We start from the raw sequence: 11,709 nt of genomic DNA, 5'->3' as shown, positions 1-11,709 counted from the left end.
ATGTTTTCACAGAGGGTGACACGAATGAATAAATGGCTATTCATTAGTATTTTTACATTATTTTGCTGTTTAGCCGGCTACCTATTTTTTCAACGAATAAATTCCGTTCCGACTGTTATTTATTTTCCGATTGACCAAAAGACAACCTTTGATACAACTGATACCAGAATTGAGTTCATAACTGAGCACAAACATAATCAATATGAATTGGCATGGACAAGCAATTCGAAAAGTAGTAAAGAAGTATACTTACGTCAAGATACCTCTTTATTGTTTGATAATGGACTATTAAGAGGTGTTACAAGCAAATGGAGTGAAAACTCAGATACAATCAACTTACAAAAAAACCTTTTAAGTGAAGATAGTAGTTACTTCCAGGCAATCTCTTATCATCACGGGGAGATCCATTATCCAGATGATCAAATTAAAAGTATTCAAAAAATGTCATATGATGAACTGTATGTAGTTGATTCACCAACAACTCCGCTTGTAACTTTCCAATCACCAAAGGAGGCATTTGACAGAGAATGGAAAAAGCTACTGGATGTTACGTCGAAACAACAATTGCTTTATCATTGGAAAAAGCTAATGCGTCATTTCAATATTCAAGCAGAATCCTACGACATTGTTCCTTTAACTTCGCTACACCGCTATAATCAGGAAAGTTTAGCTAACATGACACAGAAACAGACAGACCAAATGATTGGCCAATTATGGGAAGGATTGTATAAAAATTACATTATCCCTGCTTCATCTGGTACAGGTGATTTGAAATCGAGTTATATTCCATTGGTTTTATTCGCCAAGGACCGTACCCATTTAATCGTCTTATTCCAACTCCATGGAGAGAAGCAAAAGCTAATCCAAGAATTTTAAAAAGGAACTTCATTCAGTCCGGGATTTTATCATTCACTTATGCATGCACAAATGGCGCCTTCACTATACGAAAGGCGCCATACTTCATTTTTTCGGATTTTCACCTGTGATTTTCTCATAAAGGTCAGCATATGTTGCTTCATTTGGTTTTAAATCATAAGCCTTTTTGATCATTTCTTCCGCTTGATCCATTTTGCTCTTTTCGTAATACAGTATTGCAAGGTTATAATACGCCTCAGGCATCTCATCAGTCTGTTGAACGACCTTTTCTAAATCAACTGTAGCCAATTCAGGTTTATCAAGCTGTATATACGCATAAGAGCGTTGAAAAAGTAAAGGTACTTTTAGTTCATCTGGATCCTTTAAACCCTCGGTTGCATGATCAACAACCGCAGCATAATTATTTTCCTCAAGCAACTCGCTAACCTTTGCTAGTTGATAGGATGCGCTATTTTCGTTGTTTTGGATACCAAAAATACTGAGCCCCACGATAGCAGCAATATAAAAAATTAATGCACCGAATTGAATAGGCAGCATTTTCTTTTTTGGTAAACTAATAATTGCCGCAGCGAAAAATCCCATTAGCAATCCACCAATATGTGCACTATTGTCAATTTGTTCAACAGAAAAACCAAAGATTATATTGATTCCAATTAATACGAGTATTCCTTTCCCCATTGTTTGAAAGAATATTTTCTTATGAATGAGTCCAAAAAACAGTAATGCACCAAATAAGCCAAACAAAGCTCCAGAAGCACCAGCTGAAACATTCGATGTCATTGCAAAACTAGCAACTCCTGCACCAATTCCTGCGAGGAAATAAATAAAAGTAAACCGCCATGATCCATATATTCGCTCAACCGCCGTACCTAAATAATACAAAGCGAGCATATTCATAAATAAGTGCAGTAAGCCAATATGTAAAAACATGGAGGTAACAATTCGCCACCACTCTCCATCCATGATTGCTGGGTTATATTTTCCTCCAAAGTCAATTAAGGTTTGTGTTGATGTACTTCCTCCATTCAATTCAAGAATTAAAAACATCAACACATTGACGATTAACAGCAAATATGTAATGAACGGCTTGCCATGTGAAAATACCGATTGTACTTCTTTTCGTTTATTATTTAAATTACTAGTTAACTGATTTTGATAATAATCAATTTGTTCTTCTGTTTCACTGCCCGTTGAATAATCTGGCTTTTCTTCTTCAGAACCATCTACGGCCATGTAAAATCTGCTTAGTTCCTCCTGTTTACTGTCATCATCTAAATAATAAACATTCATTTTCACTGGATTTCTTTCATTTAACTGCATTGGTCGTTTCAATTCTTCCCAATCGTCAACAGGGGCATGGGAAGAAACATAAACATTATGTACATGAACATGTTTACCCTGTAATAATCGCTTCATTGCTTTCGTTTTTTGAAATACAATCGCGATATCTTTTTTTAAATGGTTCTTCCAATCAAACCCATGTTGCAGCAAACGAATAATTTGGGATGTTTTATTTTCATAACGTTCCAGCCATATTTCTTCTTCATTATCATTTATATGTATCACGTCAAAATGATCATCTTTTACCAAGTGATATGCCAACTGGTACATTGTATGAGTCTCATTCCTATACATTTTGTCACCACCTTAACGTCCATCATACCAAAACTAGGAACCGATTACGTAACAAAATGTATTTTGTATGAAAACATTTTAGGTTGAAGACATGAAGAAATAAGCCCATCAGATCATTGTTGGTGGTTTATTATAAAAAAAGAAAGCTGCTAAAAATGCAACTTTCTTTATCTGTTATGAATTAGTTTGTCGTTGAAATAATCCGGGAAGTAGCTTATTCTTTATTGCCGGAAGATTCATGGATACCGCAACCGTTAACCTCCGCAAGAAACTGATTGCCAGTAGAGTGTTGATTAACCTATACCGCCATTTATAAATGATCGATAATACAGATACAACCAGTGCAAAGACTACAAATACTCTCATGTGAACACCCTTTTCATTCTTAGTGGTGTTATTAGTTATTTTCCAACGCCGGAAGAATATACATTAAGAGCCGATATATCGGTCGTATAATGTTCTTGCTTTAGTAATATCTTCAGTCCCTTGTACGAGTACACGGCCATCAGGAAAAATAACAAAGGTTTTTTCATTATCCATTTGTGCTTTCACTAAAAATGGGGTCCGTTTAGTTTTCATGATTTTTGCTAACTGACTATCTATTTTTGCAAGATCCCAACTTTGGTTTCGGTGAATTTGCACCGTATTTCGACCACATAAAACAGTTTCTGAGTTCTGAGCTTTTTTTTGTATTGCTGGATATTCTTTTTTTTGGCATGTAGGACATTGTGGATCGGCTTGGGAAAACTTCATATCGTAGTGTTGGTTATACCAGAAATCGACTGTTTTTAATGTATGCCTTAAGTGCTGCTTATTACCAGTCAAATACTTCAACACTTCGATTACTTCCATCGAAGAAATCATATCCACGGCAGGAGCAATAACGCCAACAGTGTCACATGTTTGTCCACTTTCAGATCCTTCTTTTGTAAAACAGCGTAAACAAGGAGTTTCGTTTGGTATAAATAGTGCTGTCATCCCTCTGGAACTAACGACACCACCATACGAAAACGGGATATTTTTCTTAAAACAGATGTCATTCAAAAGGAAGCGAGTCGAAAAATTATCTGTTCCATCCAAAACTACATCAACGTCATCTGTTAACCTATCGACATTTTCATTCGAAACATTCTCGATGAACGCTTCAATCACGACATCACTATTTATTTTTTCTAGCTTCCTCTTTGCTGCAATTGCTTTAGGTAGCGCTTCATTTACATCTGCTTCATCAAATAACATTTGCCGTTGTAAATTACTTAATTCTACATAATCCCGATCAACAATCCTAACTTTACCAACTCCAGCCCGTACTAGATGATTACTAATAACCGTTCCTAAGGCACCAACACCAACGATAAGTGCCGTGCTGTCTGCTAATTTTTTTTGACCAGCTGCTTGGATAGGTGAAAATAATAACTGACGAGAGTAACGCTCCATATTCATCAACTAGTCCTCCCTACTTGATCAAAGTATTCTCTGTCATAAGATGATTAACCGGAATATCGAACGATTCAGATGGAAGATGATCAATAACTTGTTGTTCACTTGCTAAGGAAATGGTTTCATTTGGGAAATTATTTAAAAAGCGATCATAATAGCCTCCACCGAAACCAATCCGAAATCCATTTTTATCAAACAGAATTCCCGGAACAATTAACAATTCAATTTGCTCTTTTTCCACCCGCAATGATTCCTCTGGTTTTGGCTCCAATAAATTGTAATAAACGGTTTCCAATTGATCATATGAATGAAATTGATAAAAGACAAGTCGCTTTTCTTTTGGTTGACATTTTGGTATACAAACAGATTTTCCTTGCTTCCATGCAGACTCAATTATTGGTCTTGTATTCCATTCAAATTGTTGAGATATTGTAATCCCGATTGTTGTTGCCTGCTTCCAATAATCTGATGTTATCAGGTTCGCCATTAGCTTGTGTTCCATTATTTGTCTCTGTTCGTTAGACATCTGTTTCAATTGTGCAATCGTAGCCTTGCGCATTTGTGATTTATCCAATGCCATCCCCCCTACCTAATGAAGTATACCGCAATATTGATAAATCCTAAAAATAAAACCCTTATCAATATTGATAAGGGTTTTATTTTCGTACATTTATTTTGTTTCACGATGTAGAGTATGTTTTTTAAGACGTGGACAATATTTCATAAGCTCTATTCGCTCAGGATTCGTACGCTTGTTTTTAGTAGTAATATAATTACGATCACCAGTTTCTGTACAAGCTAATGTAATGTTTACGCGCATGATTTTTCCCTCCAAACTGTGAGTCTTGCTTAATAGCATATAATATTCACTTCAGACTTAATTATAATAGCAGATCTTTAGCAATCAATCAAGGAGCAAATATAAAAAATACCAGTTTTCTCATTGGCAATTGTATGTTATAACTAATATGGAAGATAAAATGGAGGTATCAAGGATGATTTATGTATTAATTACACTAATAGCAGTGGCTGTGATTTTGTTTATTTTAACATTCTTTATGAATGATAAATTTGATGATCTAGAATCTCAATTTGAACAATTTTCTATTTCAACGATGCAGGATACATATCAATTGAAGAAAAAAGTTAAAATCCTCGAGGAAGAGTTACTAACGGAGGATTTTTCAACTGATATACAATCAACGCGAACAGAAGAAAACAAACCACTTTTAATTCAAAAAGTTAACCACCTGCATCAACAAGGGTATTCCCCTGAAGCTATTTCAGAACGTACTGAGTTAAGTAGCAACGATATAAAAGCTATCTTAAAAAATAATTAAACTGTAAATGAGGAGAAAACCATGAAACAACCTATTCGTTCATTTTCAATCGGACTATTTACAGCGAGTCTGATTTTGTTAATTGTATTTCTGTTTGTTGACGACTCCAAAAGTAAAACAGACGATATAGCTGCTGATGACATGATTGAAGCATTAAAAGAAGATGGTTATCGTGTCTTATCGGAATCAGAATATATATCGTTATCGGTCAATGACAGTGACAAAGATAAAACGGAAGAAGAAAAGGAAGATAAACAAGCAACTGAACAAAAAGACAACGAAAAAGCTGAAAAAGAAGAGAATAAAGTAGATAACGATTCAAAAGAAGAAAAGGAAGAAAAAGAAGCTAAAAAAACATACAGCCTTACGATTAAATCCGGAATGGCATCTTCTGAGATTAGTAATCTATTAGTTGAAAATGATATTATTAATGACGCTGGCAAATTCAGTCAGTACTTAGAGGAAGAAGGATATGCTAAAAAAGTTCAGCTTGGAAAATTCAAGGTATCAAGTGATATGAGTAATTATGAAATTGCCGAAAAAATAACGAAATAAAAAACCAAATCTTATTAGCTGTTTGCACAAGAGTTCTACAACCCTGATGCAAACAGCTTTTTGTTATAAAAAAGGTCTATAACCCTTTAATAGAGTAATAGACCCCGTACATTTATTTACTTAGTCTTCTTTATGTTCCTCTTTTAAGTCAAAATACGAATCAAAAATACGTTCACCAATCTTATTATTAATATGCTCCCCTACACCGGTATTCGGAACAACAATTGCAAATGCTACTTCGGGATCATCATAAGGGGCATACCCAACAAGCGTCAGGTTTTCGGTATAATCACCATCAGCCGTATTCTCTGCAGTACCCGTTTTTCCCGCTGGCTTATAATCTTTTCCAGCAAATTCACTATACGCAGTCCCACCTGGTGTTTGATATGCTCGACGGAACCCTTCTTGAACACGATCAATATATTTTTGATCCATTTGAATTCGGTTCAGTACTTCTGTATTCTCACTTTTAAATACAGGACCTAATCGATCTTCAGACGGTGTAGGTGTGCGAATTTCCTTCAAGAAATGCGGTCGAACGCGATAGCCATCATTTGCGATCGTTGATACATATTGTGCTAACTGCATAGTTGTGAATGTATCATACTGTCCAATCGCAAAGTCAAGCAAGTTACCTGCATTCGGGTTTTCCCCTTTAAACCCTGTCTCCTCATAAGGGAAATCAACCCCAGTTGATGTACCAAGCCCAAATTGACTAAAATAATTTCGCATTCTTTCAAATGGTTTTGACTCCCAATCAAACTGTAAATTTTCACCTTTCGCATAATGGAAGTCACCACCCATACGCATTGCGATGTAAAACATATAGACGTTTGATGATTCTTGTAAGGCGGTAATATCATTTACAAGTCCTAGTGATTTCCAAGAACTTTTTGGTTCGTCACCGGCAATTTGAATCGGTGCATCATAAAATGTTTGGCCAGGGGTTATCACACCTGATTGAAAACCGGATAATACGGTTGCACCTTTTACCGCTGATCCTGGACGGTGCACCTCATATAACGTTTTTAATGCTGCATTCGAAAACTCATGTTCTTCACGATCATAATGCTGTCCAGAAACGGCTAACAATTCTCCTGTTTGCGGATTCATAACGACTGCCATAGCATCTTCCATGTGACGATTATCGTAAGGATATTTATTTATCGTTTTCTTAAATTCCTCACGAATAATTTTATCAACACGTTTTTGTAATTCCATATCAATAGTTAACACTAAATCCTTACCACGCTGCCCTTCCACAGCAACCTTCGTATCAACAACTTTTCCTTCTTTATTTGTTGTGTATTCGATTTGCTCTTTTCTGCCTCTTAAGACAGATTCATATTGCTCTTCCAGTCCGCTTCTACCCACCCGATCATTTGGACTGTATCCACGTGTCAGGTAATAATCCTCTTTTTCCTGCAAAATTCCTTGTGATTGCGAAGTTATTGTACCAAGTAAATTGCTGAATGTTTCATCATAAGGGTATTCCCGATTCCAGTCGGTTGTCGCATTAATTCCATCGAGTTCACTTAAATGTTCAGCAACCCTAGCGTATTCTTCTGGGGTTACATTCTCATTTTTTACAATTTGCGGAGTTAGGGTTAATGCCTTATCTAATTCTTTTTTGATAAGAATAACTTCCAACTGTTCTTCAGTAAGGTCGTTAACCTCTTCTTTTTTTATTCGCTTTAATATCGTCTTATACTGTTTTGCTGGTTCCATATCTGCAGCTTCTTTTTCACTTAATCGCTTTGTTGCTTCCTCTTCATGGTTTAAATACCAGTATTCCTTTTTATCCCGTAATGTTATTGTATCTAATTTTTCTTCTTTATTTTCATCGTTATACATCGAAATATATGTTGACAGCTTTTCTGCTACATCTAACCGGTCTTTTGCTTGTGTTCCTTTTGCCGGTGTATAAGTGATAGAGTACAATGGTTTATTATCCACGATTACATTATGGTAACGGTCATACATTTTCCCACGAGGTACTGGTATTTTTGTGGTATCCTTAATTGTTCGATCAATTTCTTCTTGGAAGCTTTCCCCATTTAAAATTTGAACCACACCCAATTGAAGAATCAGGACAGAAAACATTAAAAATACAACAAAAAATAATATATTTAAACGAAAGGGAAGCTGTCGTTTTTTCTTTTTCTTCTTTACCATTTTCCTCCCCCAATTTTTATAAACATTTCCTCTCATTATATCATCTTTTGAAGCAAACTAACATGTTTTAACGATTTTTTTCATCTGTCAGCTGTTCTTTTATCGGAACCTCTTTTTTACGCAAGCTACCTAAATAAATATCTTTAACAAAAAAATAAATAAATAAATGTCCTGTGCCTAAAACAACCAGCAGTATTGGTATAATTTTTTCTGCAGGAAACAGTGAAACGGTGATAAGAAAGATCGAAATTGATGCAACTCGACCAATATTGACAAAAAGTTCACGAACAACAATATATTCCACCCGTAAGTCCTTTGCCTTCCATGCCTTACCTATCACATCATATGTTAACGAGGCATACGGGACATTGATAATTGGATATGCAATCCCGATTACGACGGCATAGATGATCAGGTTCACATAACTGATCTTGAACAAAATAATGTAAATCGAAAAATAAAGAATTACCCCACCAAGCAAGATTGCCTTCTTCCGTAATGATGGTTTAATGTATTTCGTGGCGATAAAATAAAATACAAAAGACAAACCGGAAAGACATAAATTAAACATCCCTAAAGAAAATTCGCTCTTGGTAACAAGGAAAACCCAAATGGAAATGACGAACAGAAAAATCCCTTCACGTAAACCTTGGAAAACATGAGCATGTAAAATTTTACGCCAATTTTTATTATGATGGCGTTCAATGAATATCCTTTTGAAATGAAAATCCCCTTCTGCTTGCCGACGTTTTAACGCAAAACTACAAGCAACCGCACAAATAAATAAAATAAACGAAATCGTGAATATAGTCGTATATCCAACATTGGCAGTCATTTTTGCGATAATAAAACCAGCTAATACCGGACCAACCATACCACCAAATGATTGTAAAACCCCTAGAAATCCATTAAAGAAATCCCGTGTTTCCGGTTCGGTGATCTCGAACGTTAATACATTGTAAGCAAGCCAATAAAACCCATAGCCAATTCCAAGTACGCTTCCTAACAAAAAGTTATAAGTGGAGGCTTTTTCAGCAATGATTAAAACACTCAAAAAAAATAGAGATAAAAAAATTACCCCCAAACGCAATACGATAACACGATCAATCTTTTTGGCTATTCTCCCAGCAAGGATAAACATGATTGGTTGAAACAAATAAATACCCAAGTTATACATGGCGATTGTAATATAATCTCCGGATTGCTTCCAAAGGTATATGTTCACAAACGTGTTGGAAAGAAAAATTCCTAGAGAATAAAGTCCTCCAATCACCAATAAAAAGATTAAATCCCGATTTATTTCTACTTTTCCTGTTATGTGTTCTAGACTTTTTAGCATGATTTTAAGCTCCTTTTGTATATCTAATAGTTTGAGCAAAACATCATCAGATATGCAAAAGGTTTACCATGAAGACATAAAAAAACGCGGGAAATATTGATCCCGCGTTTTTTAAGTTTATTTATTTAGCTGCATTATAATTTTTAGCTACTTCATCCCAGTTAACAACATTCCAGAATGCCGAAACATATTCAGGACGTTTGTTTTGATATTTGAGATAATATGCATGCTCCCAAACATCAAGGCCAAGAATAGGTGTTTTACCTTCCATTAAAGGTGAATCTTGGTTAGGTGTGCTTGTTACCTCAAGTTCACCATTATTAACAACTAACCATGCCCAGCCAGATCCAAAGCGACCTTTAGCAGCCGTTTCAAATTCTTCTTTAAACTTATCAAGGCTACCAAATTTACCATTTATTTTGTCAGCTAATTCGCCTGATGGTTCGCCGCCACCGTTTGGCGATAACACTTTCCAGAATAAACTATGGTTCGCATGACCGCCACCATTATTGCGTACAGCAGTGCGAATATTTTCAGGTACAGCATCTAGGTTGCTTACAAGATCTTCTAGTGATTTATCTTGAAGATCAGCTTGTCCTTCAAGCGCACCATTAAGTTTTGTAACATAACCATTGTGATGCTTTGTATGGTGGATGTTCATTGTTTCCTTATCAATTGTTGGTTCTAAAGCATCATATGCATAAGGTAATTCTGGTAATTCAAATTTAGCCATTACTAAACGTCCTCCTTCATAATTATGTTAAAAAGGGATGGAATATTCACCCTTTTAATGCAAGATTATCAAAGCTTTATCATACATGCAAATTATATGCATATTTTTACAATAACAATCGTGATAATCAACTTGATCACATATTAAATAATACCCGATTGAAAAAAAATAAAACAACTTGAGATGAAAAAACATTAATCTCCTTGTTACCTCAATCATTGGAAAACCTATGTATATTTTAACTAACAGTAATCAATCATTGGTTCTGTTAGTCAGTTTATCCTATAATGGAATGACAATGAATGCAAAACAAAAACCTGCTAAGATGGTCTATCTATAGCATGGAAATTGAATAGTAAAAAGGCCTTAAATCAGCTTTTTACTCAATAAAACATATAAAGAGGAGTTTTTACCGTGTTAATAAAAAATGCTGGTACACTCAGCCAGAAATATTTCCAATCCTATTTTCAGTTAACGATGAATTCCCAACATTGTAATGCCGACCAAGCTAAAAAAATTATTTTTGACCGTTTTTTTGCTGGTAACACAAAAAAGCTTGGTGCCACTTCATACCAAAATTTCATGAATGCGTATAAACAGTGTAAAGAAGGTTAATAAAACAACCACTTTAAAATTTAAGTGATATCTGGTCTTATCCCCTAGCAAAGTGTTAGCTAATTTCTCCATATTTATTATGTTTTTTAGCGATACTAATTATATCCGAATAGAATATAACTATTTGCTTATATTTATGAAAATAAAAAAACAAGCATTAGCTTAGCTTGTTAATAATGTTGCTTATTACATTTTAAAATGGTGGCTCCGGACGGAATCGAACCGCCGACACACGGATTTTCAGTCCGTTGCTCTACCGACTGAGCTACAGAGCCATGGTTAAGTTATTTATCAAATATTGTTCTTCTACTACAATTTCGATGTTGAATTAATCACATATTTTATTATGTATGGAGGAGGTAGAGGGATTCGAACCCCCGCGCGGTTTGACCCGCCTGTCGGTTTTCAAGACCGATCCCTTCAGCCAGACTTGGGTATACCTCCGTACTCGATTAAATGGTGGACCCTGCAGGATTCGAACCTGCGACCGATCGGTTATGAGCCGATAGCTCTAACCAACTGAGCTAAGGGTCCTAAAATGTATGGGGCGACCGGTGGGGATCGAACCCACGAATGCCGGAGCCACAATCCGGTGCGTTAACCACTTCGCCACGACCGCCATTTAGGCTTTTGATTTTTATAAATATGGTAGCGGCGGAGGGGATCGAACCCCCGACCTCACGGGTATGAACCGTACGCTCTCGCCAGCTGAGCTACACCGCCATATGGCTCCACAGGTAGGATTCGAACCTACGACCGATCGGTTAACAGCCGATAGCTCTACCACTGAGCTACTGTGGAATAATCTAATTTGTATTTCATTGTAAAACAATCAAACAAGGATGTGCTCGTCGTGTTGCAAGATTATTCTGGAAGCTTTCACTCCTCGCATGACCTACATCGAAGAATTTCAATGTTGATTAACGGTCAAGCTACTGTGGAATAATCTTAAAAGTCTATGTCAAACTTTTATCAGCGACGAATAATAATTTACCATATCC

At 35.9% G+C, this 11,709-nt stretch carries 12 protein-coding genes and 6 tRNA genes; 4 read left to right on the top strand and 14 right to left on the bottom strand.

Annotated features, from left to right (window positions below; all coding sequences use genetic code 11):
- Positions 1-24 precede the first annotated feature (24 nt).
- Positions 25-876 (top strand): hypothetical protein, encoded by an 852-nt coding sequence (locus C8270_RS12470; RefSeq protein ID WP_106497144.1) that lies wholly within the window; start codon positions 25-27, stop codon positions 874-876.
- A gap of 84 nt (positions 877-960) precedes the next feature.
- On the opposite strand, the gene C8270_RS12465 is transcribed toward C8270_RS12470, so the two are convergent.
- The 5 genes from C8270_RS12465 to rpmG form a co-directional block, all read right to left on the bottom strand.
- The gene (locus C8270_RS12465) at positions 961-2,511 is read right to left on the bottom strand and encodes a rhomboid family intramembrane serine protease (protein WP_106497143.1); all 1,551 of its coding nucleotides are present in this window, start codon (positions 2,509-2,511) and stop codon (positions 961-963) included.
- A 174-nt stretch (positions 2,512-2,685) separates the two neighbouring features.
- Complete coding sequence (locus C8270_RS12460; protein ID WP_106497142.1) at positions 2,686-2,877, bottom strand: hypothetical protein; 192 nt, start codon at positions 2,875-2,877, stop codon at positions 2,686-2,688.
- Positions 2,878-2,940: 63 nt separating this feature from the next.
- Entirely contained in the window at positions 2,941-3,954 is a 1,014-nt protein-coding gene (locus tag C8270_RS12455; protein WP_106497141.1) for a ThiF family adenylyltransferase, read from the bottom strand.
- A 13-nt stretch (positions 3,955-3,967) separates the two neighbouring features.
- Positions 3,968-4,531, bottom strand: coding sequence for a 5-formyltetrahydrofolate cyclo-ligase (locus tag C8270_RS12450; protein WP_106497140.1), 564 nt, complete (start codon positions 4,529-4,531; stop codon positions 3,968-3,970).
- A 90-nt stretch (positions 4,532-4,621) separates the two neighbouring features.
- A complete protein-coding gene (gene rpmG / locus C8270_RS12445) occupies positions 4,622-4,771 on the bottom strand; it encodes a 50S ribosomal protein L33 (protein WP_026681152.1) in 150 nt (49 codons plus the stop codon).
- Between the two features lie 148 nt (positions 4,772-4,919).
- On the opposite strand from rpmG, the gene C8270_RS12440 reads away from it, so the two are divergent.
- On the top strand, positions 4,920-5,291 hold the full coding sequence (locus C8270_RS12440; protein ID WP_234028556.1) for a hypothetical protein: 372 nt from the start codon (positions 4,920-4,922) through the stop codon (positions 5,289-5,291).
- Between the two features lie 21 nt (positions 5,292-5,312).
- Positions 5,313-5,846, top strand: a complete 534-nt coding sequence (locus C8270_RS12435) for a hypothetical protein (protein ID WP_106497138.1) — start codon at positions 5,313-5,315, stop codon at positions 5,844-5,846.
- Positions 5,847-5,966: 120 nt separating this feature from the next.
- Here C8270_RS12435 and C8270_RS12430 read toward each other — a convergent pair whose 3' ends face one another.
- From C8270_RS12430 to C8270_RS12420, 3 genes are all read right to left on the bottom strand, one after another.
- Positions 5,967-8,021: a peptidoglycan D,D-transpeptidase FtsI family protein gene (locus C8270_RS12430; RefSeq protein ID WP_106497137.1), complete on the bottom strand. Its 2,055-nt coding sequence runs from the start codon at positions 8,019-8,021 to the stop codon at positions 5,967-5,969.
- A gap of 67 nt (positions 8,022-8,088) precedes the next feature.
- Positions 8,089-9,360 carry an MFS transporter gene (locus C8270_RS12425; protein ID WP_106497136.1) on the bottom strand — a complete coding sequence of 424 codons (1,272 nt, stop codon included), beginning with the start codon at positions 9,358-9,360 and terminating at the stop codon, positions 8,089-8,091.
- Positions 9,361-9,481: 121 nt separating this feature from the next.
- Positions 9,482-10,093 carry a superoxide dismutase gene (locus C8270_RS12420; protein WP_106497135.1) on the bottom strand — a complete coding sequence of 204 codons (612 nt, stop codon included), beginning with the start codon at positions 10,091-10,093 and terminating at the stop codon, positions 9,482-9,484.
- A gap of 414 nt (positions 10,094-10,507) precedes the next feature.
- On the opposite strand from C8270_RS12420, the gene C8270_RS12415 reads away from it, so the two are divergent.
- Positions 10,508-10,708 carry a hypothetical protein gene (locus C8270_RS12415; protein ID WP_106497134.1) on the top strand — a complete coding sequence of 67 codons (201 nt, stop codon included), beginning with the start codon at positions 10,508-10,510 and terminating at the stop codon, positions 10,706-10,708.
- A gap of 199 nt (positions 10,709-10,907) precedes the next feature.
- Here the strand turns inward: C8270_RS12415 and C8270_RS12410 are convergent.
- The 6 genes from C8270_RS12410 to C8270_RS12385 all read right to left on the bottom strand — a co-directional run bounded on the left by C8270_RS12410 (position 10,908) and on the right by C8270_RS12385 (position 11,509).
- Positions 10,908-10,983, bottom strand: a tRNA-Phe gene (locus C8270_RS12410).
- A gap of 76 nt (positions 10,984-11,059) precedes the next feature.
- Positions 11,060-11,152: transfer RNA gene (locus C8270_RS12405), tRNA-Ser, on the bottom strand.
- A 13-nt stretch (positions 11,153-11,165) separates the two neighbouring features.
- A tRNA-Ile gene (locus tag C8270_RS12400) sits at positions 11,166-11,242 on the bottom strand.
- Positions 11,243-11,251: 9 nt separating this feature from the next.
- Positions 11,252-11,327 (bottom strand) — tRNA-His (locus C8270_RS12395).
- Positions 11,328-11,354: 27 nt separating this feature from the next.
- A tRNA-Met gene (locus C8270_RS12390) sits at positions 11,355-11,431 on the bottom strand.
- Positions 11,432-11,434: 3 nt separating this feature from the next.
- A tRNA-Asn gene (locus C8270_RS12385) sits at positions 11,435-11,509 on the bottom strand.
- Positions 11,510-11,709 lie beyond the last annotated feature (200 nt).

It is taken from the genome of Lentibacillus sp. Marseille-P4043 (assembly GCF_900258515.1).
Taxonomy (GTDB): Bacteria; Bacillota; Bacilli; order Bacillales; family Amphibacillaceae; genus Lentibacillus_C.
The sequence above is the reverse complement of the archived record's forward strand: the minus strand, read 5'-3'. Positions and strand labels throughout refer to the sequence as shown.